At 65.9% G+C, this 26,185-nt stretch carries 23 protein-coding genes; 9 read left to right on the top strand and 14 right to left on the bottom strand.

The features are described 5' to 3' along the window. Positions 1-96: 96 nt before the first annotated feature. The 4 genes from dnaA (at position 97) to FHP91_RS21265 (ending at position 5,680) form a co-directional block, all read left to right on the top strand. Entirely contained in the window at positions 97-1,548 is a 1,452-nt protein-coding gene (dnaA, locus tag FHP91_RS04610) for a chromosomal replication initiator protein DnaA (protein ID WP_144308461.1), read from the top strand. A 49-nt stretch (positions 1,549-1,597) separates the two neighbouring features. Next, positions 1,598-2,704 carry a DNA polymerase III subunit beta gene (gene dnaN / locus FHP91_RS04605; protein ID WP_144308460.1) on the top strand — a complete coding sequence of 369 codons (1,107 nt, stop codon included), beginning with the start codon at positions 1,598-1,600 and terminating at the stop codon, positions 2,702-2,704. Positions 2,705-2,859: 155 nt separating this feature from the next. Beyond that, positions 2,860-5,343, top strand: coding sequence for a DNA topoisomerase (ATP-hydrolyzing) subunit B (gyrB, locus tag FHP91_RS04600; RefSeq protein ID WP_144308459.1), 2,484 nt, complete (start codon positions 2,860-2,862; stop codon positions 5,341-5,343). A 46-nt stretch (positions 5,344-5,389) separates the two neighbouring features. After that, on the top strand, positions 5,390-5,680 hold the full coding sequence (locus FHP91_RS21265) for a VOC family protein (protein ID WP_222105106.1): 291 nt from the start codon (positions 5,390-5,392) through the stop codon (positions 5,678-5,680). A gap of 10 nt (positions 5,681-5,690) precedes the next feature. Here FHP91_RS21265 and FHP91_RS04590 read toward each other — a convergent pair whose 3' ends face one another. From FHP91_RS04590 to FHP91_RS04565, 6 genes are all read right to left on the bottom strand, one after another. Beyond that, positions 5,691-7,682, bottom strand: a complete 1,992-nt coding sequence (locus FHP91_RS04590; RefSeq protein WP_144308458.1) for a sigma-54-dependent Fis family transcriptional regulator — start codon at positions 7,680-7,682, stop codon at positions 5,691-5,693. A 330-nt stretch (positions 7,683-8,012) separates the two neighbouring features. Next, positions 8,013-9,992, bottom strand: coding sequence for an AMP-binding protein (locus FHP91_RS04585; RefSeq protein ID WP_144308457.1), 1,980 nt, complete (start codon positions 9,990-9,992; stop codon positions 8,013-8,015). A 30-nt stretch (positions 9,993-10,022) separates the two neighbouring features. Further along, positions 10,023-11,060: a zinc-dependent alcohol dehydrogenase family protein gene (locus FHP91_RS04580; RefSeq protein ID WP_144308456.1), complete on the bottom strand. Its 1,038-nt coding sequence runs from the start codon at positions 11,058-11,060 to the stop codon at positions 10,023-10,025. Positions 11,061-11,170: 110 nt separating this feature from the next. After that, positions 11,171-11,677, bottom strand: a complete 507-nt coding sequence (locus tag FHP91_RS04575) for an acetone carboxylase subunit gamma (protein WP_144308455.1) — start codon at positions 11,675-11,677, stop codon at positions 11,171-11,173. 65 nt (positions 11,678-11,742) lie between these two features. Beyond that, positions 11,743-14,067 (bottom strand): hydantoinase B/oxoprolinase family protein, encoded by a 2,325-nt coding sequence (locus tag FHP91_RS04570; protein ID WP_144308454.1) that lies wholly within the window; start codon positions 14,065-14,067, stop codon positions 11,743-11,745. Positions 14,068-14,077: 10 nt separating this feature from the next. Beyond that, positions 14,078-16,234, bottom strand: a complete 2,157-nt coding sequence (locus tag FHP91_RS04565) for a hydantoinase/oxoprolinase family protein (RefSeq protein ID WP_144308453.1) — start codon at positions 16,232-16,234, stop codon at positions 14,078-14,080. 88 nt (positions 16,235-16,322) lie between these two features. On the opposite strand from FHP91_RS04565, the gene FHP91_RS21260 reads away from it, so the two are divergent. Continuing rightward, positions 16,323-16,946 (top strand): hypothetical protein, encoded by a 624-nt coding sequence (locus tag FHP91_RS21260; protein ID WP_222105105.1) that lies wholly within the window; start codon positions 16,323-16,325, stop codon positions 16,944-16,946. 120 nt (positions 16,947-17,066) lie between these two features. Here FHP91_RS21260 and FHP91_RS04555 read toward each other — a convergent pair whose 3' ends face one another. Both FHP91_RS04555 and FHP91_RS04550 read right to left on the bottom strand, forming a co-directional pair. Then, complete coding sequence (locus tag FHP91_RS04555; protein WP_144308452.1) at positions 17,067-17,390, bottom strand: hypothetical protein; 324 nt, start codon at positions 17,388-17,390, stop codon at positions 17,067-17,069. A 111-nt stretch (positions 17,391-17,501) separates the two neighbouring features. After that, the gene (locus FHP91_RS04550) at positions 17,502-17,969 is read right to left on the bottom strand and encodes a DM13 domain-containing protein (protein ID WP_144308451.1); all 468 of its coding nucleotides are present in this window, start codon (positions 17,967-17,969) and stop codon (positions 17,502-17,504) included. A gap of 458 nt (positions 17,970-18,427) precedes the next feature. On the opposite strand from FHP91_RS04550, the gene hppD reads away from it, so the two are divergent. Beyond that, positions 18,428-19,504 (top strand): 4-hydroxyphenylpyruvate dioxygenase, encoded by a 1,077-nt coding sequence (hppD, locus tag FHP91_RS04545; RefSeq protein WP_144308450.1) that lies wholly within the window; start codon positions 18,428-18,430, stop codon positions 19,502-19,504. A gap of 83 nt (positions 19,505-19,587) precedes the next feature. Here the strand turns inward: hppD and FHP91_RS04540 are convergent, their stop codons facing one another. The 3 genes from FHP91_RS04540 to FHP91_RS04530 all read right to left on the bottom strand — a co-directional run bounded on the left by FHP91_RS04540 (position 19,588) and on the right by FHP91_RS04530 (position 22,183). Continuing rightward, positions 19,588-20,397 carry a DUF2145 domain-containing protein gene (locus tag FHP91_RS04540; RefSeq protein ID WP_144308449.1) on the bottom strand — a complete coding sequence of 270 codons (810 nt, stop codon included), beginning with the start codon at positions 20,395-20,397 and terminating at the stop codon, positions 19,588-19,590. After that, a complete protein-coding gene (locus FHP91_RS04535; protein ID WP_222105104.1) occupies positions 20,394-20,888 on the bottom strand; it encodes a hypothetical protein in 495 nt (164 codons plus the stop codon). The genes FHP91_RS04540 and FHP91_RS04535 overlap by 4 nt, the downstream gene beginning before the upstream one ends. Before the next feature lie 167 nt (positions 20,889-21,055). Next, the gene (locus tag FHP91_RS04530; RefSeq protein WP_144308448.1) at positions 21,056-22,183 is read right to left on the bottom strand and encodes an aminotransferase class V-fold PLP-dependent enzyme; all 1,128 of its coding nucleotides are present in this window, start codon (positions 22,181-22,183) and stop codon (positions 21,056-21,058) included. Positions 22,184-22,417: 234 nt separating this feature from the next. Here FHP91_RS04530 and FHP91_RS04525 point away from each other — a divergent pair, with 234 nt between their 5' ends. Further along, positions 22,418-23,122: a pirin family protein gene (locus FHP91_RS04525; protein ID WP_281281759.1), complete on the top strand. Its 705-nt coding sequence runs from the start codon at positions 22,418-22,420 to the stop codon at positions 23,120-23,122. A 266-nt stretch (positions 23,123-23,388) separates the two neighbouring features. Here FHP91_RS04525 and murB read toward each other — a convergent pair whose 3' ends face one another. After that, positions 23,389-24,405, bottom strand: a complete 1,017-nt coding sequence (gene murB, locus FHP91_RS04520) for a UDP-N-acetylmuramate dehydrogenase (RefSeq protein WP_144308447.1) — start codon at positions 24,403-24,405, stop codon at positions 23,389-23,391. Then, positions 24,402-24,848, bottom strand: a complete 447-nt coding sequence (locus tag FHP91_RS04515; RefSeq protein ID WP_144308446.1) for a PACE efflux transporter — start codon at positions 24,846-24,848, stop codon at positions 24,402-24,404. Before FHP91_RS04515 ends, murB begins: the two co-directional genes overlap by 4 nt. Positions 24,849-24,964: 116 nt before the next feature. Here FHP91_RS04515 and FHP91_RS04510 point away from each other — a divergent pair, with 116 nt between their 5' ends. Next, positions 24,965-25,402 carry an acyl-CoA thioesterase gene (locus tag FHP91_RS04510; RefSeq protein WP_144308445.1) on the top strand — a complete coding sequence of 146 codons (438 nt, stop codon included), beginning with the start codon at positions 24,965-24,967 and terminating at the stop codon, positions 25,400-25,402. After that, complete coding sequence (locus FHP91_RS04505) at positions 25,402-25,758, top strand: hypothetical protein (RefSeq protein WP_144308444.1); 357 nt, start codon at positions 25,402-25,404, stop codon at positions 25,756-25,758. Before FHP91_RS04510 ends, FHP91_RS04505 begins: the two co-directional genes overlap by 1 nt. A 6-nt stretch (positions 25,759-25,764) precedes the next feature. Here FHP91_RS04505 and FHP91_RS04500 read toward each other — a convergent pair whose 3' ends face one another. Continuing rightward, positions 25,765-26,184, bottom strand: a complete 420-nt coding sequence (locus FHP91_RS04500) for a hypothetical protein (protein ID WP_144308443.1) — start codon at positions 26,182-26,184, stop codon at positions 25,765-25,767. Position 26,185 lies beyond the last annotated feature (1 nt).

Here is a 26,185-nt window from a genome sequence, read left to right as displayed (position 1 = left end):
GGCGGCACTCCCGAAAAACAGAGAACGGCCGTGGCGTCCCGGGCTAACCGGTTGACCACGGACCATGTTCCTACTCGATGTGACCCGCCAAAGCCTGTGACGCAAGATTTCTGGACTTTCTGCTTGACCCGTCTTCAGGGTGAGTTGCCGCCTCAGCAATTCACCACCTGGATCAAAGCCCTGCGCGCCGATGATGACGCAGGGGCGAACACGGCTGCGCCGGCCGTTCTCTTGGTCGCCCCCAACCGTTTCGTGTTGCAGTGGGTGCGTGAGCGCTATGTGCGACGCATTGGCGAGCTGGGCGAAGAATTTTTTGGTGCGCCCACCGAAGTGGCGCTGACGCTGCCGGTCAATGGCGAGGCCATGCGTCGGCCGGTGACTGCATCGGCCGCAAAGGTCGCGCCCTCCCCGGCCTCGGTCAGCGCACCGGCGATGCCACCGGCCGCAGCAAGTTCAGCACCGGTTGCTGAAGCGCCCCGGGCAGAGTCGCCCCGTCGTGCGCCGGCCGCTTCGACCAGCGCCTATGACAAGACCCGGCTGAACCCTGATTTTACGTTTGACACCCTGGTCACCGGCCGCGCCAACGATCTGGCCCGCGCCGCAGCCATGCAGGTGGCCGACAACCCCGGCGTGTCCTACAACCCGCTGTTTGTCTATGGCGGCGTCGGCCTCGGTAAGACGCACTTGATTCACGCGCTCGGCAACGAGGTGTTCCGGCGCAATCCGAAGGCCATCATTCGCTATGTGCACGCCGAGGACTACTACGCCGACGTGGTGCGCGCCTATCAGCAAAAGAGTTTCGACGTCTTCAAGCGCTACTACCGCTCACTCGACGTGCTGATGATCGACGACATCCAGTTCTTCAATAACAAGAACCGCACACAGGAAGAGTTCTTCCATGCCTTCAACGCGCTCACCGAGGCGAAGAAGCAGATCATCATCACCTGCGACACCTACCCCAAGGATATCCAGGGGCTGGAAGACCGGCTGATCTCGCGCTTCGACTGGGGCCTCACCGTGCAGATCGAGCCGCCGGAGCTTGAAATGCGCGTGGCCATTCTCAAGAAAAAGGCCGATAGCCATAACATTACGCTGTGCGACGACGTCGCCTTCCTGATCGCCAAGAACCTGCGCGCCAACGTTCGCGAGCTCGAAGGCGCGCTGACCAAGGTCGTGGCCTTTGCCCGTTTCCACAGCAAGCAAATCACGCTCGATGTGGCCAAGGAAGCGCTCAAGGACTTGCTCAATGCCCACAACCGGCAGCTGACCATCGAGCACATCCAGAAGACGGTGGCCGACTACTTCAAGATCAAGGTGGCCGACATGCACTCCAAGAAGCGCACTCGGGTCATCGCCCGGCCGCGCCAGGTGGCCATGGCCCTGGCCAAGGATCTGACCCCGATGAGCCTGCCGGCCATTGGCGATGCCTTTGGCGGTCGCGATCACACAACCGTGTTACATGCTTGCCGTACCATCGCAGAATTGCGCCGGAACGACACCCAACTCAACCACGACCTGCACGTGCTGACGCAGGTCCTGCGCGGCTAAAATGCCGATGCGATATAACAAGAACCCGATTCACGGAGATTGAACGACGATGCAACTGCTGACCACCACCCGGGATGCTCTGCTTGGCCCACTCCAGTCGGTGTCCGGCATTGTGGAGAAGCGCCACACCCTGCCGATCCTGTCCAATGTGCTGATCGAAAAGCACGGTGACCGCCTCACCCTGCTGGCGACCGACATCGAAATCCAGATCCGCACCACCGCCATCGTCACCGGCGGGCCGGACGACCTCAACATCACCGTGGCTGCGCGCAAGCTGCAGGATATTCTGCGTGCCCTGCCCGGCGACACCGACATCGCTCTGTCGCTCGACGAGAGCCGCATGACCGTCAAGGCCGGCCGCAGCCGTTTCCAGCTGCAGACCTTGCCCGCCGCCGATTACCCGCGCCTCACCGTGGCCGAAGACGAAGGCGTGCGCTTTACCGTGTCACAGCGCGCCTTCAAAAAGCAGCTCGCGCTGGTGCAATACGCCATGGCCCAGCAAGACATCCGTTACTACCTTAACGGCCTGCTTACCATGGTCGACGGCGCCACCCTGCGCATGGTCGCCACCGACGGTCACCGCCTCGCTTATATCGAGAGTGAAATCGACGGCAACTACCCGCGCACCGATGTCATCCTGCCGCGCAAGACGGTGCTCGAGCTGGCCCGTCAGCTCGCCGACAGCGACGAGCCGCTCGAAATCATCATCGCCGGCAACCAGATCGTCTTCCGCTTTGGCGACGTCGAGCTCATCTCCAAGCTGGTCGATGGCAAGTTCCCCGACTACGAGCGCGTGATCCCGCAAAACCACCCCAAAGAGCTTCGCCTGGCCCGTCAGCCGCTGCACGCGGCCCTGTCGCGCGTGGCCATTCTCACCAACGAGAAATTCCGCGGCGTGCGCATTGTCCTGTCGAGCGGCAGCCTGAAGATCCTCAGCACCAACGCCGAGCAGGAAGAAGCCCAGGAAGAGCTCGAGATCGACTACGAAGGCGATGGCCTCGATATCGGCTTCAATGTCACCTATCTGCTCGATGTGCTCAACAACGTGTCGACCGATGACGTGCTGGTGCGCCTCAACGACGGCAACTCCAGCGCACTGATTACCCTGCCCGGCAACGACGCCTTCAAGTATGTCGTGATGCCGATGAGAATTTGACCGGCACTGGCGCGTCGGCACAAGCGGCGCGTCAGTCGGTCTGTCTGCCATCGCGGGGCGTTGCTCCGCCGGTGGCATGGCGCCCCACCGGGCGCACCTAGCAGTCTGATGAGTATTGAGGGGCGCCCCAGGTGCTCCGGAGTGAAGAGAATCCTATGTCCGAATCGCAGAACACGCCGCAGGGCGGCTACGACGAATCCAGCATCCAGCAACTCGAAGGTCTGGAGGCCGTGCGCAAGCGCCCCGGCATGTATATCGGTGATACCTCCGACGGCACCGGCTTGCACCACATGGTCTTCGAAGTGGTCGATAACGCCATCGACGAAGCCCTGGCGGGTTACTGCGACGACATCCTCGTCACCATCCATACCGACAACTCCATCTCCGTCACCGACAACGGCCGCGGCATCCCCGTGGGCGTCAAGATGGACGACAAGCACGAGCCCAAGCGCTCGGCGGCCGAAATCGTCATGTGCGTGCTGCACGCCGGTGGCAAGTTCAACCAGAACAGCTACAAAGTGTCCGGCGGCCTGCACGGCGTGGGTGTGTCCTGCGTTAATGCCCTGTCCCGCTGGTTGCGCCTCACCATCCGCCGCGATGGCAAAAAGCACTTCATGGAGTTCCAGCGCGGCAAGGCCGCCGACCGTATCGTTGAAACGGTCAATGGCATCGAAGTGTCGCCGCTCAAGGTGATCGGCGAGTCGGCCAAGAGTGGCACCGAACTGCACTTCATGGCCGACGAAGAGATCTTCGGCCCGGTCGAGTTCCACTACGAAATCATCGCCAAGCGCCTGCGCGAGCTGTCCTTCCTCAACAACGGCGTGCGTATCCGCCTGATCGACCAGCGCATCAACAAAGAAGAAGACTTCGCCTTTGCCGGCGGCGTGCGCGGCTTTGTCGACTACATCAACCGGTCCAAGACCGTGCTGCATCCCACCGTGTTCTACTCGGAGGGCACGGCCAAAACCTCCAACGGCACCGACCACGACATCGAAGTCTCCGTCGAAGTCGCCATGCAATGGAACGACAGCTACGCCGAACAGGTGCTGTGCTTCACCAACAACATCCCGCAGTCCGACGGTGGCACCCACCTCACCGGCCTGCGCGCGGCCATGACCCGCGTCATCAACAAGTACATCGAAGAAAACGACATCGCCCGCAAGGCCAAGGTCGTCATCTCCGGCGATGACATGCGCGAAGGCCTCGCCTGCGTGCTGTCGGTCAAGATGCCCGACCCCAAGTTCGCCTCGCAGACAAAGATGAAGCTGGTCTCCTCCGAAGCGCGCCCGGCGGTCGAAGAAGTCGTGGCCGCCAAGCTGGCCGACTACCTGCTCGAAAACCCCATCGACGCCAAAACCATCTGCGGCAAGATCGTCGAAGCCGCCCGCGCCCGTGACGCCGCCCGCAAGGCCCGCGAAATGACCCGCCGCAAAGGCCTGCTCGACGGCGTCGGCATGCCCGGCAAGCTGGCCGACTGCCAGGAAAAAGACCCCGCCAAGTGCGAAATCTACATCGTCGAGGGCGATTCCGCCGGCGGCTCCGCCAAGCAGGGCCGCGACCGTAAATTCCAGGCCATCCTGCCGCTGCGCGGCAAGGTGCTCAACGTCGAAAAAGCCCGCTTCGACAAGCTCATCTCCTCCGAGCAGATCGCCACGCTCATCACTGCGCTGGGCACCGGCATCGGCAAGGAAGAGTTCAAGCCCGAGAAACTGCGCTACCACCGCATCATCATCATGACCGACGCCGACGTCGACGGCGCCCACATCCGCACCCTGCTGCTCACCTTCTTCTATCGCCAGATGCCCGAGCTGGTTGAGCGCGGCCACATCTACATCGCCCAGCCGCCGCTCTACAAAATCAAGCATGGCAAATCCGAGCGCTACATCAAGGACGACACCGAGCTCAACGCCCATCTGCTCAAACTCGCCCTCGACGGCGCCGCGCTCATCCCGGCCGAAGGCGCCGACCCGATCAACGGCAACGCCCTCGCCGAACTGGCCCGCAACTACCTGCTCGCCGAAGCCGTCATCAATCGTCTCGCCGGCTACATCGAGCCCGATGTGTTGCACGCCATGCTCGAACGCAATGTGGCCATCAGCCTCGCCGACGAAGCCGCCGCCATCGCCAGCGCCGCCGCGCTCACGCCGCACCTGTCGGGCGCCGTTACCGTGCGCGCCGAATACAACGAAGAGGCCGAAGCCTGGCGCCTCGCCATCGAGCGCATGTACCACGGCAACCTCAAGTACGCCACGCTCGAAGAAGACTTCCTCATCTCCGGCGACTACGCCCAGATCCGCACCGCCGCCGAAGCCATCACCGGCCTCATCACCACCGGCGCTATCATCGAGCGCGGCGACAAACAACAACCGGCCGTCAGCTTCGGCAAAGCCATCCGCTGGCTGCTCTCCGAAGTCGAACGCAACCTCGGCAAACAGCGCTACAAGGGCCTCGGCGAAATGAACCCCGAGCAGCTCTGGGAAACCACCATGGACCCCACCGTTCGCCGCCTGCTCAAAGTGCAGATCGACGACGCCATCGCCGCCGACGAAATCTTCACCACCCTGATGGGCGACCACGTCGAACCTCGCCGCCAGTTCATCGAAAACAATGCGCTGTATGCGCGGAACATCGATGTGTGATTTTGTCGGGAGCTACGAAAGCTGAGATCTGTGCCGAATAGGTGAGATGTTGTTGTCACAGATGATGAGAAGAAACGCCAAAGCTCCCTCGGGAGCTTTGGCGTTTCTGTCTCTGTTGTTGGCAGAAATTCGGCCTTATGTGGAGCTCAAAATAAGGCCGAGAAACTGCCGCTCCGTCGTCGTCATTCAATCAGCACTCCCAATCGCCGTCTTCCAGCGCCTGCAGGCGCTGGATGCGGAGATCGTCCAGGAGCCGACCGACCAGCCCTACGGAGTGCGCGATTTCGGGGTGCGCGATCCGGCCGGCAACATGATCCGGATCCAGCAGATGGCATGAGGCCCGATCGTCAGCGCATGCCCAGCCGCTGGCTGCGTTGCTGCATGACTTCGTCGTAGAGGCCGTAGTCCCTGAGTTTTTGATAGAGGGTGCTCTTGGCGATGGCCAGTTGCCGGGCGGCGCGGGTGAGGTTGCCGCCGGTGTCGGCGATGGTGCGGCGGATGAGTTCGGCCTCGACATCGCTGATGCGCTGCCCGCTTGCGATGGCGGACAGGGCTGGTGTGGTTTCGGGATCCAGCGCGTCGAGTTCGGGTGGCAGCATGTCGATGTCGAGGCGGTCGCCGTCGCTTACCAGCAGCATGCTCTCGACCACGTTGCGCAGTTCGCGCACATTGCCCGGCCAGGCATAGCGGGCCAGCCGGGCGGTGACCGCGTCGTCGACCGCGGGGATCGGCATGTGGTGGCGCTCGGCGAAGTAGGCGAGGAAATGGCGCAGCAGCAGCGGGATGTCGCCGACGCGGTCGCGCAGCGCGGGGATGCGGATCGAGGTGACCGCGACCCGGTAGTAGAGGTCCATGCGAAAGCGCCCGTCGGCAACCTCCTGGCGCAGGTCGCGGTGGGTGGCGGCCACCAGGCGGAAGTTGGTCTGGCGCGGCACGTTTTCGCCGAGGCGGTAGATCTCGCCCTGCTCCAGCACCCGCAACAGGTGGGGTTGCAGGTCCATGGGCATTTCGCCGATTTCGTCGAGAAACAGGGTGCCGCCGTTGGCCGCTTCGATCTTGCCGATCACGCCGCCGCGCCGCGCGCCGGTGAAGGCGCCGTCCACATAGCCGAACAGCTCGCTGGCCAGCAGCTCGCGCGACAGCCCGCCGCAGTTGAGCGCGACGAAGGGGCCGTCGCCGAAGGGGCTGGCCTGGTGGATGCCTTGGGCGAATTCCTCTTTGCCGACGCCGGTCTCGCCGAGCAGCAGCACCGGTACCTTGGAGCGGGCCAGCTGCCCGGCCTTGCGCACCGCGGTTTGCAGGCCGCGGTCGGCGGTGACGATGTTGCCGAAGCCGGCCGGCAGGCTGTCGACCGCCTCCGCCGGTTTGTCGCGCAGGCGCCCGAGTGTGGGCAGTGGCAGGACGAGCAGCGTGCCGATGCGGGCGCTACGGTCGGTGACGGGGGCGAGCCACTCGGGTCGCAGCCACGGCGGCAGCTCCGACAGATCGCCCTCCAGGGCGAGGGCGGGGATGCGACGTGGCCGGCTCAGGTCGAGGTCGGCGCCGAGCGCGGTGAGCACCGCCTGGGCATTGCCGTTGGCCTTGACCGGATAACCGCGCCGGTCGAAGAGCACCACGCTGTCGGTGCCGGACGACCAGTGCGGCAGGGCGGCTTCGAGCAGGCGCAGGCGCAGCTCGGTCTCGCGCATGGTGAGCCGGCTTTCGATGCGGTTGGCGGTGGTCACCACCAGCGCCAGGCTTTGGCGGTTGTAGGTTTCGGACAGGCCCGAGACGTCCACCACGCCGAGGATTTCGCCATCGATGGGGTGGCGGACCACCATCGCCGAACAGGTCCAGCGCTTGATGCCGGCACAGTAGTGTTCCGCCGAGTGGATCTGCACCGGCTCGCCCACCGCCAGGGCGGTGCCGATGGCGTTGGTGCCGCAGATGCGTTCGCTCCAGGACACGCCGGGCAACAGGTGGATGTTTTCGGCCGCGCCCACGGTGCGGGTGTCGCCCTCCATGCTGAGGATGGTGCAGCGCGTGTCGGCCAGCGCCATGATGGTGCCGGTTTCGGCCAGGAAGTCGCGCGCGCAGGCCATCACCGGCGCGCTGGCTTCGAGCAGTTCGGTGTGGGTGTGGCGCAGGGATTCGAGCCGGGACTCGGTCAGCGGCGGCGGGGCGCTGCGCTTGTCGGGGTCAACGTTGTGTTCGCGGCAGCGCCGCCACGAGCCTTCCACCAGGCTGCGCAGCGCGTCGGCCGGTCGGCCGCTGCCATCCAGAAAGTGCTCCCATGCGGCCATCACCGCGGCGTCGTTGCCGGGCTCCGAGAAACGTTGCCCGTCGGCTGTCTCCGCCATCCGTTCGATCTCCTCCTCGTTGCAAGTCAGCGCCCGGCTGCTCGTCTGGCAGGTGGAGATCGTCGCGGCGTCTCCTCCGTCGTGCTGGTTTGGTGTGTTGCGTCCGTGCTGTCAGCTTAGCTCAAGCGGGCCGGCTGTCACCTCCGGGCGACCGCTGGCGCTAATCCACGAGCAAGCTTGGTGCCACCTGCCGTGTGGCGGGAGGATGCGCGCGTGGGCGGGCGATTGCCCGCCGGTAGGGCGCCTCGTCGCCGACGCGAAGCGGCGCTGGCGGCGTTCGATTTCCGAACGTTCGTCGTCCGAACGGCCGGAAATCGAACGCTTCGGCACTCAGGCGACGGCTTCGCCGGCCGCGCGGCACTCGGCCAGGGCGTCGAGCGCGGCCGGGTTTTCGAGGGCGCTCTGGTCGCCCGGATCGGTGTCGAGCCACACCGCCCGTACCACGCGCCGCAGGATCTTGCCGTTGCGGGTGCGCGGCAGCGCGGCCACCCGGTGCACCCGCGCCGGCGCCAGCGGCTTGCCGAGCAGGGCCGCCACATGGCGGATCAGCTCGGCCTCGACCCCGGGCCAGTCGCCCGCGACCGCCCCACCGGCGACGGTGACGAAGCAGGTGGCCACTTCGCCCTTGACCGGGTCCGGCACGCCGATGGCCACCGCTTCGGCCACCACGGGATGGGCCACCAGGGCGGACTCGTACTCGGCCGGGCCGACGCGCTTGCCGGCGATCTTGAGGGTGTCGTCGCTGCGCCCCTGGATGAACCAATGACCGTCGGCGTCCACCCGTGCCCAGTCGCCGTGCACCCACAGGTCGGGGAAGCGCGACCAGTAGGTGTCCAGGTAACGCGCCGCGTCATGCCAGAAGCCGTGGGCCATGCCGGGCCAGGGGGCGCGCAGTACCAGCTCGCCGATCTCCTCGCCGGTGCCCTGGTCGAGCAGCGAGGCGCCGTCGATGTCGACCACATCGGCCTGCATGCCGGGGATCGGGCCGGCGAAGGCACAGGGCTTCTGCGGCAGGCCGGCAAAGCAGGCGAGGATGCCGCCGCCGATCTCGGTGCCGCCGGAATAGTTGATGATCGGGCAGCGGCCCTGGCCCACGGCGTCGAACAGCCAGTGCCAGGGCGCGTCGTTCCAGGGCTCGCCGGTGGATCCGAACACCCGCAGGCTGTCGAGCTGGCCCGGTTGCGGCAGGCCGGTGTCGCCGGCGGCCATGAGCAGGCGTGCGAGGGTGGGCGACAGGCCCAGGTGAGTGAGGCGGTGGCGGGCCACCAGTTGCCAGATGCGGTTCGGCGTGGGGTGGTCGGGCGTGCCTTCGAAGAACACCAGCGTGGCGCCGCGCAGCAGGCCGCCGAAGACTAGCCAGGGGCCCATCATCCAGCCCATGTCGGTGATCCAGGCGAGGCGGTCGCCGGGCTTGAGATCGAAGGCCATGAGCAGATCCTGCGCGGCCTTGAGCGGGAAGCCGGCATGGGTGTGGACCACGCCTTTGGGGCGGCCGGTGGTGCCCGAGGTGTAGAGAATCATCAGCGGCGTCGAGGTGCCGTGGACGGCCGGGCCGGTGTCCGGATCGCTGGCCGCCACCAGGCTGCGGTAGTCCCACTCACGCCACTGCCCGCTCGCCTGCGGCGCCCAGGGCGTGCCCAGGCGTGGCACCACCAGCAGATGGGCCAGGGCCGGGGCGGGCGCGGCGGCGGCGCGGGCCTCGCCGAGCATGTCCACCCGCTTGCCGCGGCGCAGATAGCCGTCGGCGCAGACCATCACCATCGCTTCGCTGTCGATCAGGCGGCTGGCCACGGCGTCCGCGCCGTAGCCGGAGAACAGGGGCAGCACGATGGCGCCGAGGCGCGCGGCGGCGAGGAACACCACCGCGGTCTCGGGCACCATGGGCAGGTACATGGCGATGCGCTCGCCCGGGCACACGCCCAGCCGCGCCAGCGCGGTGGTGAGGCGCCGGGCTGCGTCGTCCAGCTCGCGCCAGGTCAAGCGGCGCAGGTCGCCGTCGTCGCCCTCCCAGATCAGCGCGGGCTGGTCGGGGGTGCCCCGGGCGTGGCGGCCGACGAGGTTCTCGAACAGGTCGAGCTCGCCGCCGACGAACCAGCGCGGCCACTCGGGGCCGTGGGACAGGTCGCACACGGTGTGGTAGCGCCGGTGCCAGGTGAGTCCGACGGCGTCTTCGACTTCAGCCCAGAAGCGGGTCGGCTCTTCGCGGGCGCACAGGTGCAGGGCACCCAGGTCGGCATGGCCGTAGTCGTGCAGGAATCGGCACAGCGCGGTGTCTTCGAAGCGCGTGCCGTGCGCCAGATAAGTCGTCATGGGGGCGAGCTCCTCCATCGTCAATGCCGCTCAGGCTTCGAGGATCACTTTCATTGCCTTTTCGCGCGCGGCGTTGCCGAACACGCGATAGGCCGCCTCGATGTCGTCGAGGGCGAAGCGGTGGGTCACCAGCGAACCGGGCGACAGCGTGCCGGCCTGCACCGTTTGCAGCAGCATCGGCGTGGTGTGGGTGCTGACCAGGCCGGTGGTGAGGGTGATGTTGCGGATCCAGAGCTTGTCCAGATGCAGGCTCACGGGGGTGCCATGCACGCCGACGTTGGCGATGTGGCCGCCGGCGGCGACGATCTCTTGGCACAGATCGAAGGTGGCGGGAATGCCGACCGCTTCGATCGCCACGTCGGCGCCGCGCCCGTCGGTGAGCGCCATGAGGCGCTCGACGATGTCGCCTTCGGTGGGGCTCAGGGTGTGGGTGGCGCCGAGCTGGCTGGCGGTCTCGAGGCGGTTGGTGTCCATGTCCACCATCACCAGCCGGGCCGGCGAGTAGAACTGGGCGGTGAGCAGCGCGGCCATGCCGACCGGGCCGGCGCCGACGATGACCACGGTGTCGCCGGGCTTGACCTGGCCGTTGAGCACGCCGATCTCCAGGCCCGTGGGCAGGATGTCGCTGAGCATCACCAGCGCTTCCTCGTCGGCGCCTTCCGGGATCGGGTGCAGGCTGTTGTCGGCATGGGGGATGCGCACATACTCGGCCTGGGTGCCGTCGATGAGGTGGCCGAGGATCCAGCCGCCGTCTTCGCAATGCGCATAGAGCTGGCGCTTGCAGTTGAGGCAGCGGCCACAGGCGCTGATGCAGGAGATGAGGACATGGTCACCGGGCTTGAAACGGCTCACGCCCTCGCCCACCGATTCGACGATGCCCACGCCCTCGTGACCGAGGGTGCGCCCCGGCGTGACGGTGGGCACATCGCCCTTGAGGATGTGCAGATCGGTGCCGCAGATGGTGGTGCGGGTGATGCGAACGATGGCATCCGTCGGTTTGTCGATGACGGGTTTGGCCTTGTCCTGCCAGGCCATCTTGCCGGGCTCTTGATAGACGAGCGCTTTCATGAGGACTCCAATAAAAAAAGAAGCCGACGCGGCCCGGTTGCGCCGCGCCGGCGGGAGAGAACGGGTGATGCGCACGCCCCGACCGGCGGGGCGTGGCGATGCAAGTGCGGTCAGGCGGCCTTTTCGGGCACCGGCAGGCCGACCCACTCCTCGTAGAAGGCTTCGATGTCGGGCTCGAAGTCGTGGATCACCGGGTACCAGGGCGTCGGCGCTTCGACGTCGTGCATGGTCCCGCAGCTGGGGCAGTAGTACTCGCGATAGACCTGCCAGGCGGTGTCAGGGGCCATCAGCTTCGGATAGACCTCGGTCATCGCCTCTTCGGTGTCGCGCACATACACCACGGCGTTGAGCTTCCAGTTCTCGCGGTAATCGCCGAACTCGTGGCCGCAGTCGCACTTGGTCACCCATTGTTTGCTCTTGGCGTTCTGGGCGATGTAGAGGTGCGGGCCGAGCGGCAGGACGATCTTGTCGTCCCAGCTCACTTTCTTCTGCAGGGCTTCGACGAAGAGGGCGAAGCGTTCGTTGTCCTTGGGCATGGCGAGCATGCGCATGGTGGTGTCCCAGTCGAGCTTGCCGTCAGCCAGCTTGGCCACCTGTTCCTTGGTATAGCGACTCATGATGTGTCTCCTGATGTTCTGCGGGCCGCCGGCCGGGGCCGGCGGCGATCGGTGTCAATGGGCGGTCATTCCTCGACCAGGGTCACGGTGCGCACGTCGGGCATCTTGGCCAGGTCCATGCGGTACTTGCTGCCGTAGGACGGCACGTCCAGTTCGTCTTCGGTCATGTCCCAGTCCTCGGGCAGGTTCCAGAAGGACTTGAACTGCGCCTTGAACTTCTCCGACAGGCCGAAGCTGGTGGCGAACATGTGCTTGACCTGCCCGCTGGCATGCTTGGTGACGATCCGCTCGCGTTCCTCATGCATCCATTCGCGGGTCGGCACGGCGCGGGCGAGCCGCTCCTGGCGCACCTCGGCGCGTCGCTTCGCCGTGGCCTCGGCATCGATGCTCCACACCCCCTTGGCGTCCCGACGGATGACCGCGCCATAGACCTTCTGCGCATACTCCGGCAGTAGCCAGGCGTTGTTGAGGTCGCGGGCGATGGCCTCGGGTTCGCGGTCGAGTGGGTCGCCGTAGCCGGGGCCGCCGCGCAGGTAGTTCAGATACAGGTCGTAGTTCTCGTAGCAGTCCTCGGTGGTCATGCACTGGTGGTCGCGCTTGACCCGCGCACCGGCATCGATGTGGCGCTCGTAGTCCGGGGTGTCCGGATTCACGTCGGCGCCCAGCGGCAGGCTGTCGCCGACCACGATGCGCTGCTCGAGGCCTGTCTTGTGAGCCTCGAAGCGGTAGCCGGTGGCGGACGGATAGCCGCCCATCAGGCCCCAGTCGCTGTTCATGAAACCGTTGCCCATGAAGAACATGGTCCAGTCCTGCGCCTTCCACACCATGCGCAGGGTCTCGAAGCCGCAGCCACCGCGATACTTGCCGTAGCCGCCGGAGTTGCACTTGGCGTTGCGACCGAGATACAGCAGCGGCTCGGCCATCTCCCAGATCTCGATGTCGCCCATGTCGCCTTCCGGGTTCCAGATGGCGGCGGCATGGTTGAGGCCGTCCTTGATGGCCGAGGCGCCGGTGCCACAGGAGGAGGCTTCGAAGGAGTTGACCGCGTGGATCTCGCCGTCCTGGTTGATGCCGCCGCCCTGCAGCCAGTTGGAGGTGTTGGCGTTGCCGGCGTTGACCTCTTCCAGATAGCCGCGGCTGAAGTAGGCCTGCGAGAGGCCGCGCCACATGGTGGTCCAGGCCGAGACCAGGAAGTGCCAGGCATAGGCATGGCCGGTGCGGCGGTCGTCCGGGTTGTTCCAGCCGCCCTTGGGCATGTGGAATTCGGTGCCGTAGTAGGCGCCGTCATTGATGCGCTGGGTGGGCACCAGGGTCTGGGTCATCATCACCCAGATGCCGCTGGTGAAGGCCACCTGGTGGGCGTTGTAGCTGTGCCAGCCCCAGCGGCTGGCGCCCTCGAAGTCGAGCCGCCAGGTACCGTCCTTGCGGATCTCCATCTCCACCGGCGCGTGCATGATGGTGTCGAGCTTGGCGAAGGCGTTGGAGGTCTGCACATCTTCGTGGGCGTAGGGCACGTCCACGAAGGCCACCTTGCGGTATTTGCCCGGCAGGGTCATGGCTTTGAGGCGCGTCGAGAGGCCACGGCGGCCTTCCTCGATGACCTCGAAGGCGAACTGCTCGTAGGCCTCCAGCCCGTCTTCGGCGATCACCTCTTCGACAAGCTGGCGCACCATGTGGCATCCGGCGATGCGGGTCTTCTCGTCGAGGATCCAGTACTTGGGCGTGCGCACCGAGCGCTGCGACTCATGCAGCCAGTCGCGCAGCGGGGTGTCGTTCACCCCGGTCTTGCGGCAGGTGATCATGTAGCCATCGCCAAAGCGCTGGGTCTGGCCGGTGGACATGGAACCCGGCGTCACCGCGCCGGTGTCGATCACGTGGGTGACGCCGCCGACCCAGCCGATGAGCTTGCCGGCATGAAAGATGGGCACGATGGTGGCGATGTCGCAGGGGTGCACATTGCCGATCGAGCAGTCGTTGTTGGTGAACATGTCACCGGGGTTGATGCCGGGGTTGGCCTCCCAGTTGTTCTCGATCATGTACTTGATCGCCGCGCCCATGGTGCCGACATGGATGATGATGCCGGTGGAGGTCAGGATGCAGTCGCCGGCGGCGTTGTAGAGGGTGAAGCACAGCTCGCCCTCCTGCTCCACGATGGGGCTGGCGGCGATCTTCTTGGCGGTTTCCCGCGCATGCACCAGGCCGCCGCGCAGCTTGGAGAACAGCTTCTCGTAGCGGATCGGGTCGGCCTCGCGCAGCGCCAGCGTCTCGAGGCCGTTGTAGTGGCCGCTCTCCTTCGTGCGTTCGAGGATCGCGTCGCGGTATTGCTTCAGGGTCTGGCCGGTGCCAAGCAGGTTGGCGAAGCCGGTTTCCTTGTGGGTCATCATGTTCATGGTTGTCTCCTCACTTGCCTTGGATTTCGCGCAGGTGGAACAGGCGATGCTTGTCGAGCCGGGTGGCGAAGCCGTCGGGCACGACGAAGGTGGTGGCGTCGGATTCGATGATGGCCGGGCCGGTGATCTCGTTGCCGGGCTTGAGCGCTTCCATCTTCCACAGCACCGCATCGACCCATTTCTTGTTGCGATAGAACGGGCGGGTGCCCAGGTGCGCGTCCTCGGGCGGCGTCGGGCCGGCTTCCTCGTCCTCGGGCAGCGAGGGCTTCTGCACTGTGACCAGGCCGCGCATGATCGCGCCGGTGACCGAGAAGCCCAGCTCCGGCGAGCGTGCCGAGCTGGCATACACGCGCGAGTAGGTCTCCTCGTAGGCCTCGACCATCTTGTCCCAGTCAGCGGCGGTGGCCGCGCCGGTGATGGGGGAGTCGATCTCCAGGTCGTTGAGCTGGCCCATGTACTGCATGCGGTAGCCCGGGCGCAGGATCACGTCCTCCGGCTTGAAGCCGTTGATGACGAATTCCTCCACCACCTTGGCGGCCAACTCCTCCCAGGCGGTCTGGATGGTCTGGCTGGCGGCGACTTTCTCGTCGTCGCTGCCATGCTGCGGCACGGCCACGTCCACGCTCTTGTCGTAGCGGTACTCGAAGTCCGCGCAGGCGCAGCCGAATGCCGAGAAGCCCGCCGCCCAGGCCGGCACGATGACGTCCTTGAAGCCGGCGCCCTCGGTGTAGCCGTAGGTGTGCACCGGGCCGGCGCCGCCGTAGGAGAAGCACACGAAGTCGGCCGCGTTGTAGCCCTTGGCGCTGATGTTGGCGCGCAGGTAGTCACGCAGTTGCAGGTCGAGCAGCTCGATCACGCCGGCGGCTGCGTCCTCCACCGACAGGCCGAGTGGGTCGGCGATCTGGGCCTTGATGTGTTGGCGGGCGCGCTCCACGTCCAGCGTAATGGCGCCGCCGAGGAAGTTGTCCGGGTTCAGGTAGCCGAGCACCACGTGGCAGTCGGATACCGACACCGTGTCCAGCCCGCTTTCCGGCCAGCAGGTGCCGACGCGGTAGCCGGCCGAATCCGGCCCGAGCTTGATGCCGCCGCTGTAGGGGTCGATGCGCACGAAGCTGCCGGCGCCGGCGCCCACCGAGTCCATCGCCACCAGCGGCAGGGAGAGCACCAGGCGCGCCATGTCCGGGTCGGACATGATCGAGAACTTGCCCTTGGTGATCAGCGCCATGTCGAAGGAGGTGCCGCCGATGTCGGAGCAGGCGATGTTCTCGTAGCCCAGGGTCTCGCCCAGCAGCTTGGAGCCGATCACCCCGCCGATGGGGCCGGAGACGATGGTGCGCGCCAGCTCCTTGGCCTTCCACGAGATCGTGCCGCCATGGGTGGCCATGACCCGCAGGTCGAACTTGGCGCCGTGCTTCTTGAAGCGGTCGCTCACCTTCTTGAGCGTCTGGCGGGAGGGCTCGGCCGCATAGGCCTCGAGCACCGTGGTGTTCATGCGGTGGCTCTCCTTGCGCGAGGGGTAGTAGTCCACCGAGGCGAATACCGGGAGGTCCACGCCCAGGGCCTTCAGCTCTTCGCGGCACACATCGCGGGCGCGTTTCTCGCTCGCCTCGTTCTTGTGTGATTGCAGTAGGCAGATGACGATCGCCTGAGCGCCGACCTCGACCAGCTCGCGCGTGGCCTGGCGGACCTCGTGCTCGCGCAGCGGAATCACCACCTCGCCCTGCACGTCGGTGCGCTCGGTCACGCCGCGGGTGCGCGACAGCGGCACCAGCGGATCGTCATAGCGGTGGGTGTTGAGGTGGATGCGGTCTTCGAGGGCATAGCCGAGATAGCTCTGGATCGCCCGGCCCATCGAGTGCACCTGCTCGAAGCCCTTGTTGCAGATCAGGCCCACGTCCAGGCCCTTGCGCTGCACCACCCGGTTGAGCATGGCGGTGCCCGAATACACGCAGGTGACCAGCTCCGGATACACCTGGTCCACGGTGCGTGCCCAGTGGGCCAGCGCGTCCTCGGACGAGTTGAAAATGGCGAGCGATTCGTCCGCCGGGTTGCTTTGCGCCTTGCCGACCACGAAGCGGCCGTCTTCGCGCACGAAGAAGGTATCGGTCATCGTGCCGCCGGCATCGATCCCCATCACCTCCACGCGAGATGCAGTCTGGACTTCCATGTTTGTCTCCATTCCGTTTTTTTTCGATGGCGGTGCGCAGATGGCGCCGCACCGACTTCTCCTTCGCAATGGCTGTGCCCGGGCGCACATGCTGCCGCGCAGCATCGGCGCCCAGGCGCGGCTGACGGCGGCCTGCGCCTTGGCACCCACTGCAGCGCAGCACGATGCCGCGGCGCGCGGCGGCGATCAGAAAGACGATGAACGGATGGAAATCGAACGTACGATGGCGCGGGCGCCGGGCATGGGTGACCGGCGTTGTGGCGATGACCGGTATCGGGATGCAAGACGCACGGGCGCGGGTTGGGGATTGCAAGGTGTCGTTGCGCGGCCGCCACCGCGGCCGGCGACAGGCAAGCGCCGGCATGCGGAAACGGCGGCGCCTGTGCGAAGATCCGGGCTGCCCCATGATGAACGACGCGCCACCATGATCCGCTCACTGCTCAAATTCGCCGCCACCCTGATCGTCATCGCCGCCGCCGGCGTCTTGCTCAACCCCTCGCCGGAAAAGCATCGCGACACCATTCGCGACGAGCTGGCCGCACGCAGCGAAGTGGCGAAACTGCTGCAACTCGGCCGCGTCGCTGCCTTCTTCTCCGAGTACCACGCCTTTGGCGTCGGCTCCTATACCACCGTCAACGACAAGGTGGTGTCCATCGGCGCCTTCGGCATGGTGTTCGTGCGCGAGAACGCGGCGTTGAAGAAGGCATTCTGACCCCCGGGCATGCCGCCCGAGGCGGCGTGCCGAGGTCGTGCTTTGCCGGTGATCGGCGCGATCAGACGGCGGACCTTGCGTCCGCCGTTTGCCGACCGGCGCATGAGCAGGGCGACAGCGTCAGGCGCTGCCGTCGTCGTGGTCAAGCGCCCCCATAAACCGCGCCCGCGCCGCCGCCAGCGCCATCCGTCCCGATTCATCCACCAGCCGCATTGCTGTGCCGTGATAGGCCTCGAAAGCGGCCAGTACGGTGTCGGCGTCGACTGTGCGTGCGGCCTCGGGTGGCGGGGGCGGGGCTTCGCCGTCGACGGCTTTGAGCACCGCAAATTTGGGGATGAAGACTGAGCCGCCTTTTTCGGTGGCGCCGGTCATGGGGCCGGTCTTGGTGAGGATCTTGCCCTGGTATTCGAAGCGGGTGCCGAGGGGGAGTTGGTTGAGTTTCATGGGGGGAGCGTACTTCAATCAGCGTGGGGAATGGCGTAGGGCGGAAAAGCGCAGCGCATCCGCCGTCTCGTTTGGGCCACCGATGGTGGACGCGCCTGCGGCTTGTCCGCCCTACTGGTATTTGGCCGCAGTGATGAACTGGCCGAAGCTTTCGCACCAGACGATGGCGGTGGTGTAGCGCGCGGGGTCGATGTGGGGCGGGATGTCGACGATGAAGTTGTCGAAGCCGTGGATTCTGCCGACTTGCACCAGCGTGGGCTTGAGGCGTTTGAAGTCGGCTTCGGTTTCGATGAAGTCGGGCGAGAGGTAGAGGCGGTAGTCCGGGCCGGGGGCAATGCTGCCTTCGAGGGCGATGGCTTTGGCACTGACGAGCAGCGTGCCTTCGCCCCAGTGGAGGGCGTCGCTGTCTTCGAGATCGCGGCGAACCTGACCGGTAAACAGGGTGGCGCCGACGCGCTCGCGCAGCTGCTCGGTGCTGGGGGCGTCGGGGGCAATGAGGATCGGTAGCAGGTAGACGGCCCCGATGAAGCCAATCGCGACGGCGAGGGCGTGGGTGGCGATCAGGAGGGGGCGCTTCATCGGTTTATTGCGTCCATGGGGTGATTTTCTGGTGATACGCAGGGAATGCATCCCGCTTCGGCCCGGCAAATTGGCAGAACATTGCGCGGCCTCGGTTCTAAACTGGGAGCATCTGCCGCTAGAGCAGAATACCCAACAGGAGACAGCATGGCGAGCGCGAATCACGCAGGGCATTCGGTGCCGCCGGCCGCACGGCCGGTGCGGCTTTCGCGTGCCTGTCTGCCCGGTGCGTGTCGTTGCGGGTGTTCCCATTCGCGTCGGCGGGGCTGTGTGCTGGTGCTGTCTTCGCGTGTGCGCTGTTCATTTGGCGCGCCCTTGCGTCGCTCGGCATTGTGCCTTGGCGAGCATCTGGCGCGCAGTGTGCGCGGGGTGCCAGGGGCACCTCCGGCCGCCTGATTGATCCAAACCTTCATGGCCGTGTTTTGTCACGGCATTCAGGATCTTTCAGGAGTTTTGACATGGCTGACCTTTTTGACAATCCGATGGGGCTGATGGGCTTTGAGTTCGTCGAGTTCGCCTCGCCCACCCCCAATGTGCTCGAGCCGCTGTTCGAGAAGCTGGGCTTCAGCAAGGTGGCGACCCACCGCTCGAAAGACGTAGTGTTGTACCGCCAGGGCGACATCAACTTCATTATCAACAACGAGAAGAAGAGCGTGGCGCACTACTTTGCCGCGGAGCACGGCCCGGCCGCTTGCGGTTTGGCGTTTCGCGTGCGCGACGCCCACAAGGCCTATAACCGGGCGCTGGAGCTGGGCGCGCAGCCGGTGGACATCCCCACCGGGCCGATGGAGCTGCGGCTGCCGGCGATCAAGGGCATTGGCGGCGCGCCGCTGTACCTGATCGACCGCTTCGAGGACGGCACCTCGATCTACGACATTGATTTCGATTGGATCGAGGGCGTCGATCGCCATCCGGTGGGTTACGGCTTCAAGCTGGTCGACCATCTCACGCACAACGTGTATCGCGGCCGCATGGCGCACTGGGCGGCGTTTTACGAGCGCATCTTCAACTTCCGCGAGCTGCGCTATTTCGATATCAAGGGCGAGTACACCGGCCTCACCTCCAAGGCGATGACCGCGCCGGACGGCAAGATCCGTATTCCGCTCAACGAGGAGTCGTCCAAGGGCAGCGGGCAGATCGAAGAGTTTCTGATGAAGTTCAACGGTGAGGGCATTCAGCACGTGGCGCTGATCACAGACGATTTGTTTGCCTCGGTCGACAAGCTGCGCGCGGCCGGCGTGCCGCTGATGACGGCGCCGCCTGCCACTTATTACGAGATGCTGGCAACCCGTCTGCCCGCGCATGGCGAGAATGTGAGCAAGCTGCAATCGCGCGGCATCCTGCTCGATGGTACAACCGATGGCGGCCAGCCGCGCCTGCTGCTGCAGATTTTCTCCGAATGCCAGCTCGGGCCGGTGTTTTTCGAGTTCATCCAGCGCAAGGGCGACGACGGCTTTGGCGAGGGCAACTTCAAGGCGCTGTTCGAGTCGATGGAGCGCGACCAGCTGCGGCGCGGCGTGCTGACGGCCGACTAAGTCGCGTGCCGTGATGCGCAGGGAGACAACAGGCGGGGAGCGATTCCCGCCTGTTGTGTTTTGGGGTGCCCTTGCCTTGCGGCTTAGGTGCCGAGGCGTGCGTGATGGCGCGGCGCTTCGTCGGGCGTGATGACTTGCGCCGCAGCGCCCAGGCCTCTGCGCGTGAGCCAGTCGAAGACGGAGTCCACCGTGACCGTGTCGATGTGCCCGGCCATGCGCCGGCCGAAGGGATGGTCGTCGAAGTCGATGTGTGCCGTGCCCACCCGCGCGCCGAAACGCTTCATGGCGGAGATTTCCAGCGTCGTGGGGCGGTAGCCCTGCTGGCGCAGCCAGGCTTGGGCGCGGGGGCGTGAGTCGGCGGCGGGGTCGAGTTGCATGGCGAGGGTTTCGATGGCCCACTGGTTGCTTTGTTGATACGCCGTGTTCCATGGGTAGGCGAGCATGTTGTAGCGCGCCTCGTGCAGGTGGCTGAGTTGGGTGTTGTCCTTGAGCGCGGGCAGCAGTGCCGACTGCACGGCGGGAGTGAGCACCACAAGGCCGGCCTCGTAGCGATGCAGGCCGTCGCTGAAAAACTGCGCGAGCCCCTGTCGATACAGATCGCCCTTGTTGCTTCCGCACTGGTTGAGCTTGTGCGCCACTCGCCACACGTCGCCGTCCCGATAGGCAAAGCCGAGGTGCGAGTAACGCAGCCGGTAGTCGGATAGATCCTGCCCCGCGCGGGCCAGCACCACCACTTTTGCGCCGGATTGGTCGAGCGCGCGCGCCGTGCTCGCGGCCAGCGCGAGGCTTTGGCGCAGTTCGTCGACCGTGAGTTTGCGCGCTTCGCAGTTCTGCCCAGCCTGGGCGAGCAGGGGCAGCAGGCACAGCGCGGTGAGGAAGGCGCGGGCGTTCATAGGGTGATCCGCTCGTCGTAGAGCATGGACTCGCCTAGTGCATTGGGAATCAGGCACAGGGCTTCGCCCGCCGCCGACAGCAGCCATCCGGCGGATACCGCGGTGACCGTCATTGCGGTGCCGACCGCCACCGCCGAGCCGGCAATCGCCTCGCCGCTGAATTCGATCGCCGCGCTGACGCCATCGGCCGTGCGCTCAAGCACCCAGACCGTGCCGGTGGCCGAGGCTTCGACGGCGGTAAGGGTGAGCTCGGCACCGGCGGTAAAGAGGATGCTTGACGCGGTGACGGAGGCGGCGACCGGCAAGGACACGGCCAAACTCGAGGCCGCGCTGGCCTGAGGCGCGCTGTCGCCGGCGCTTGCCGTGGTGCTCAGGGAGCAGGCGAACACGATGGCGAGCAGAAGGTGGAGCAGTGCTTTCAGCGGCGCGCGGCGGTGGTGCCGCGCCTGTGTGGGGTGAGCAACGGACGATTGGGGGGTAAGGTCTGCCATGACATGACTCCATGTGGTGATACATGGGCGCATGTTGCGCAGTGTCTGGCCGTGCGCCAAGCGATGACTTCGGTGTGGCCGAATGCGACGCTTTGGGTATTGCCTGGTGCGACTCCGGCCGGACGCGGGGCGCTGGCAAGCCCCTTTGCCCGGCCGGATGGCGGTGCTTAGCCGACCGCGTCGAGTGCTTTCTTCAGGTTGGCTACGGTGCGCTCGACGTTGTGCAGCTTGTCGAGCCCGAACAGACCGATGCGGAAGCTGCGGTAGTCGGCCGGTTCGTCACATTGCAGCGGCACGCCGGCAGCGCTTTGCAGGCCGGCGGTGGCGAACTTCTTGCCGCTGTGGATTTCGGCGTCACCGGTGTAGCTGACGACCACGCCGGGCGCCTGGAAACCGGCGGCGGCGACGCTCTTGAAGCCTTTCGATTCAAGCAGTGCGCGCGCTTGGCGGCCGAGTTCGAGCTGCTCGTCGCGCACCTTGTCGAAGCCGTAGGCTTCGGTCTCGAGCATGATGTCGCGCATGCGGGTGAGTGCGTCGGTGGGCATGGTGGCGTGGTAGGCGTGGCCGCCGCCTTCGTAGGCCTGCATGATCTGCAGCCACTTCTTGAGGTCGGCCGCGAAGCTGGTGCTGGTAGTGGTGTCGAGCACCGCCAATGCGCGGGCGCTCATCATCACCATGGCGCAGCAGGGCGAGCCGCTCCAGCCTTTTTGCGGCGCGCTGATCAGCACATCCACGCCGGTGGCGGCCATGTCGACCCACACGGTGCCGGAGGCGATGCAGTCGAGCACGAACAGGCCGCCGACTTCATGCACCGCGTCGGCCACGGCGCGCAGATAGTCATCGGGCAGCATCATGCCCGAGGCGGTTTCGACATGCGGGGCAAAGACCACCGCTGGCTTTTCAGCACGGATGGTGGCGACCACCTCGTCGATGGGCGCGGGGGCGAAGGCGGCTTGCGGGCCGGTTTCAATCTGCCGAGCCTTGAGCACGGTATGCGCCGAGGGGATGCTGCCCATCTCGAAAATCTGTGTCCAGCGGAAGCTGAACCAGCCATTGCGGATCACCAGGCAGCGTTTGCCGGTGGCGAACTGGCGGGCGACGGCTTCCATGCCGAAGGTGCCGCTACCCGGCACGATGGCCGCGGCGTCAGCGTGATAAACGGTTTTGAGGACGCGCGAGATGTCGCGCATCACGCCCTGGAAGCGGGCCGACATATGGTTGAGCGCGCGGTCGGTATAAACCACGGAGTATTCGAGCAACCCATCAGGGTCGATATGGGGTAACAGGCCAGGCACGGTTTGCTCCGGTTGCAAATTCGGGAAAAAGGCGACCCCAAGGGCCGCCGGCAAACCCAGAGGATGCCACTGTTTGCTTTGGGCTCCAAGCCAGCGGGCTGCATGGACGGTCGCGGCACGCGGCGGCACTTATTGTTGCGAATTGGCGAACAGTTATTCATCGATTCAGCGGATTGTCTTTGATTGTTGTCGGACGCATCATGAACCCATCGCAATTCTTTCAGGAGCACGAACATGAGCATGACGATTCGCAAGGCCGACGCGCGCGGTCACGCCAACTTTGGCTGGCTCAATGCACGGCACACCTTCTCCTTTGGCGAGTACCACGACCCGGCGCATATGGGCTTTGGTCCGCTGCGGGTGATCAACGACGACCGCATCGCGCCGGGCGGCGGCTTCCCTACCCACCCGCATGCCGACATGGAGATCCTGACCTATGTGATCGACGGCGCGCTGGCGCACAAGGACAGCCTGGGCAACGGCTCGACCATCCGCCCTGGCGAGATCCAGTACATGCGCGCCGGCACCGGCATTCGCCACAGCGAGTTCAACCCCTCCGAGAGCGAGCCGCTGCGCTTGTTGCAGATCTGGATTTTGCCGGCCCAGCGTGGCACCGCGCCGGGCTACGGTCAGCAGCGCATCGACGCTCTGCCGGTGAACAACGGCCTGCGCCTGATCGCCAGCGGTGATGGTCGGGACGGCTCGGTGCACATCGGCCGGGATGTCGACCTTTACGCAGCGACGCTCGACGGAGCCGATCAGGCGGACCTCGCGCTCGCGCCGGGCCGGCTGGGTTGGGTGCAGGTCGCCCGCGGGTCGGTGATGCTCAATGGCGTGGCGCTGGCCGAAGGCGATGGCGTGGCCCTGAGCGACGAGACGCAGTTGCGTCTCACCGGGGGCGATGGCGCGGAGTTGCTGGTGTTTGATATGGCGGCGTAGTGCGGTATCGGTTGAGTGGCTCTCCGGCGACCCTACGGGAGGTGCGCGGACTCGTGCTCTGAGCCGCGGCAATACCGCCGTCGCAGGGTGGTCAGCTTTGGTGCCCACCGAGCGGCGTTTGTCGTGAGGCACGATGGTGGGCGGCACTGCCCAACCGATCACGCCGCATGACGGGGGTAGGTTGGGTTGAGCGTAAGCGAAGCCCAACACACCGTCGGCGCGTCATGGCACATCGTATGTTGGGCTTCGCTTACGCTCAACCCAACCTACACAAAGCTGGGTTCGGCCTCGAGCGTGATACCAAATCGGCTATGCACATCGGCGGCGATGGCGTCGGCCAGTTGGCGTACATCGGCGCCAGTGGCCCCGCCATGATTGACGATGACAAGCGCCTGTCGGGCGTGGCAGCCGACCGGGCCGAGGCGTTTGCCCTTCCAGCCGCATTGGTCGATGAGCCAGCCGGCGGCGAGTTTGATGCGGCCGTCGGCCTGGGGGTAGTGCGGTGCGCCGGGGTGTTTCGCGAGCAGGCGCTCGGCGGTGGCGGTGTCGACGATGGGGTTCTTGAAGAAGCTGCCGGCGTTGCCGAGCACGGCGGGGTCGGGCAGTTTGGCCTGGCGCACGGCGATGACGGCGTCGGAGATCTGCCGTGCGGTGGGCGTGACGATGCCTTGCTCGGCCAGATGGCGCTGCAGGTCGGCATAGCCGGTGAGCGGCGGCCAGGGGCGGGGCAGGCGGAAGATGACGCGGGTGATCAGCCAGCGGCCGGCCTCGGTTTGTTTGAACACGCTGTCGCGGTAGCCGAAGCGGCAGTCGGCGGCGCTGAACTGGCGAAGCTCGCCCGTATCGAGATTGACTGCGTCGAGCGACTCGAAGCGTTCGGCCATTTCCAGGCCGTAGGCGCCGATGTTCTGGATGGGGGCGGCGCCGACGGTGCCGGGGATGAGCGAGAGGTTTTCCAGGCCAGGCAGGTTTTCGTCCAGCGTCCAGCGCACGAAGTCGTGCCAGGGCTCGCCGCCGGCCGCGGCGACACGCCAGGCGTCGTCGGCGTCGGCCAGGCGTTCGCGACCGCGCAGCGCCACATGCAGCACCAGGGCGTCGACATTGCCGGTGAACACCACATTACTGCCGCCGCCGAGCACCAGGCGCGGGCCGCGCAGGGCGCCGTCGCGGGCCAGTGCGACGAGCTGCTCGACAGTGTCGATGCGCCGATAGCGCGCGGCGGTGGCGGGCAGGCCGAAGGTGTTGAAGGCGTCGAGCGGGACGTGAGTCTGTTCGGGCGTCATTCGGTGGCGCGGATGGGGAAAAGCCGATCGTAGGCCAGATTGAAGATGAAGGCGTACACCGTGTAGGCCACGGCGAGGGCCAGATCGGCGATGAGCGCGGTGAGCCAGTCCATGCCGGTCCAGGCCATGACGATGGGCAGCGTCATGATCAGCAGCCCGGTTTCGAAGCCGAAGGCATGCGCGACGCGCAGCGGCCAGGGGCGGCGGTCGGCGGTGCGACCGGTGCGGCGGCCCTCGACCCAGTCGAAGCCGATGTTGTAGGCGGCATTCCACAGCGCGGCGATGAGGGCGATGAGCGCGAGCATGCCCAGCGAGTCGGCAATGGGCACGCCGCTGGCCCAGGCAAAGGGCGGGGTGATGAGCAGCAGGCCGCCGGCCTCGAACAAGGCGATCTGGCGGGCGCGGTCCCAGAAGCGGCGCAGCGGGGGAGCCTTGTGTGTCACGTCGGCAGTCGGTGTCAAAACCGGCACGATAGTCAGCCCGGCGGCCGGATGCAAATCGGCGCGCGCTGATGTGTGGTTCAATCAGGGCTTCCGTCAATCACTGCAGCGCAACCACCATGGCCCGCATTCAGATCGATCTGCCCGACCGCTTCGATTTTTCGACCGACATCACGCTCTATCTCAGCCACATCAATTACGGCAACCATCTCGACAACGCGATGCTGCTGACGGTGGTGTCGGAGGCGCGGCTGCGTTTCTTGAAATCGATGGGTTACACCGAGCTGAATGTGGAGGGCGTCGGCATCATTGTGTGCGACGCGGCCTTGCAGTACCGCTCCGAGGCCCACCATGGCGAGGTGATGCGGGTGACCGTGGCGGCCTGTGACTTCAACAAATACGGTTGCGACCTGGTGTGGCAGATGACCGAGGCCGAGTCGGGGCGCGAAGTGGCGCGTGGCAAGACGGGCATCCTCTTTTTTGATTACGCCGCGAGCAAGGTGACGCGCGTGCCCGAGGGCTTTGCCGCGCGCTTCGCCCCGCAGGCGGTGACCTGATGTGGCGCGCGCTGGGCGCGGTGCTGCTGTGTCTGCCGGCGTGGGCCTGGGCGGGCGAGGCCGAGGTGCTGGACGCGGTGGCCGATTGCGATGCCAGCCGGGTGTGCGGTTTTTCCGTGACGGTGCGCCATGCCGATACCGGCTGGGACCACTACGCTGATGCATGGGAAGTGCGCGGGCCGGATGGCGCGGTGCTCGGCCGGCGGGTGTTGCTGCATCCGCATGAAAACGAGCAGCCGTTCACGCGTTCGCTCGGAGGCGTAAAGATTCCGGCCGGGGTCAGTCGTGTGCGCGTGCTGGCGCATGATCTTGTGCATGGCTGGGGCGAGGCCGGCGTGTCGGTGACGATTCGCTAAGCGGATTCAGGGTGTCATGCTCGCGGCGTCGATCTGCGCCAGCGTCCAGTCGCGTGCCGACGCCAGTGTCTCGAAACACTCGACCGCTTGGAATCCGGCGTACATTCGCGCAAACACACTTTCCATGATGCCGTGGCCTTCGACTTCGGGCGGCAAGACATAGGCCATCGCCACGCGATGATACTGCCCGGCCAGCACCCGCGCGCCATCGGCCAGCGCTTGCAGCGCGTCTCGTGGCGCCAGCACGCTTCGGTGGCAGATCGCGATCTGGCCCCAGGGGCCGTCGGGTGCGAGCTGTTTTATGAACGGCGCGACTTCGATGCGGTAGCGGTCGACCAACTCGATATTCCAGGGGCCGGTCAGCTCGGCAATCAGCAGCCGGCCGTCAACGCGCAGCGAGAATTCACCATGGGCGGGAAAGGGCATG

The organism is Denitromonas halophila, assembly GCF_007625155.1.
GTDB classification, from domain to species: domain Bacteria; phylum Pseudomonadota; class Gammaproteobacteria; order Burkholderiales; family Rhodocyclaceae; genus Nitrogeniibacter; species Nitrogeniibacter halophilus.
Note: the sequence above shows the minus strand (reverse complement) of the source record. Positions and strands in the feature narration are given on the sequence as shown.

Excerpts from the sequence above, each read along its gene's own strand:
- FHP91_RS04550 (WP_144308451.1), bottom strand. The coding sequence starts at position 17,969 with ATGAAGCGCCCCCTCCTGATCGCCACCCACGCCCTCGCCGTCGCGATT.
- FHP91_RS04510 (WP_144308445.1), top strand. The coding sequence starts at position 24,965 with ATGGCCCGCATTCAGATCGATCTGCCCGACCGCTTCGATTTTTCGACC.
- FHP91_RS04565 (WP_144308453.1), bottom strand. The coding sequence starts at position 16,234 with ATGGAAGTCCAGACTGCATCTCGCGTGGAGGTGATGGGGATCGATGCC.
- FHP91_RS21265 (WP_222105106.1), top strand. The coding sequence starts at position 5,390 with ATGTTGTTGTCACAGATGATGAGAAGAAACGCCAAAGCTCCCTCGGGA.
- FHP91_RS04505 (WP_144308444.1), top strand. The coding sequence starts at position 25,402 with ATGTGGCGCGCGCTGGGCGCGGTGCTGCTGTGTCTGCCGGCGTGGGCC.
- FHP91_RS04585 (WP_144308457.1), bottom strand. The coding sequence starts at position 9,992 with ATGACGACTTATCTGGCGCACGGCACGCGCTTCGAAGACACCGCGCTG.
- FHP91_RS21260 (WP_222105105.1), top strand. The coding sequence starts at position 16,323 with ATGCTGCCGCGCAGCATCGGCGCCCAGGCGCGGCTGACGGCGGCCTGC.
- FHP91_RS04535 (WP_222105104.1), bottom strand. The coding sequence starts at position 20,888 with ATGGCAGACCTTACCCCCCAATCGTCCGTTGCTCACCCCACACAGGCG.
- FHP91_RS04580 (WP_144308456.1), bottom strand. The coding sequence starts at position 11,060 with ATGAAAGCGCTCGTCTATCAAGAGCCCGGCAAGATGGCCTGGCAGGAC.
- FHP91_RS04590 (WP_144308458.1), bottom strand. The coding sequence starts at position 7,682 with ATGGCGGAGACAGCCGACGGGCAACGTTTCTCGGAGCCCGGCAACGAC.
- FHP91_RS04575 (WP_144308455.1), bottom strand. The coding sequence starts at position 11,677 with ATGAGTCGCTATACCAAGGAACAGGTGGCCAAGCTGGCTGACGGCAAG.
- dnaN (WP_144308460.1), top strand. The coding sequence starts at position 1,598 with ATGCAACTGCTGACCACCACCCGGGATGCTCTGCTTGGCCCACTCCAG.
- FHP91_RS04555 (WP_144308452.1), bottom strand. The coding sequence starts at position 17,390 with ATGAAACTCAACCAACTCCCCCTCGGCACCCGCTTCGAATACCAGGGC.
- murB (WP_144308447.1), bottom strand. The coding sequence starts at position 24,405 with ATGACGCCCGAACAGACTCACGTCCCGCTCGACGCCTTCAACACCTTC.
- FHP91_RS04525 (WP_281281759.1), top strand. The coding sequence starts at position 22,418 with ATGAGCATGACGATTCGCAAGGCCGACGCGCGCGGTCACGCCAACTTT.
- FHP91_RS04540 (WP_144308449.1), bottom strand. The coding sequence starts at position 20,397 with ATGAACGCCCGCGCCTTCCTCACCGCGCTGTGCCTGCTGCCCCTGCTC.
- gyrB (WP_144308459.1), top strand. The coding sequence starts at position 2,860 with ATGTCCGAATCGCAGAACACGCCGCAGGGCGGCTACGACGAATCCAGC.
- hppD (WP_144308450.1), top strand. The coding sequence starts at position 18,428 with ATGGCTGACCTTTTTGACAATCCGATGGGGCTGATGGGCTTTGAGTTC.
- FHP91_RS04570 (WP_144308454.1), bottom strand. The coding sequence starts at position 14,067 with ATGAACATGATGACCCACAAGGAAACCGGCTTCGCCAACCTGCTTGGC.
- FHP91_RS04500 (WP_144308443.1), bottom strand. The coding sequence starts at position 26,184 with ATGCCCTTTCCCGCCCATGGTGAATTCTCGCTGCGCGTTGACGGCCGG.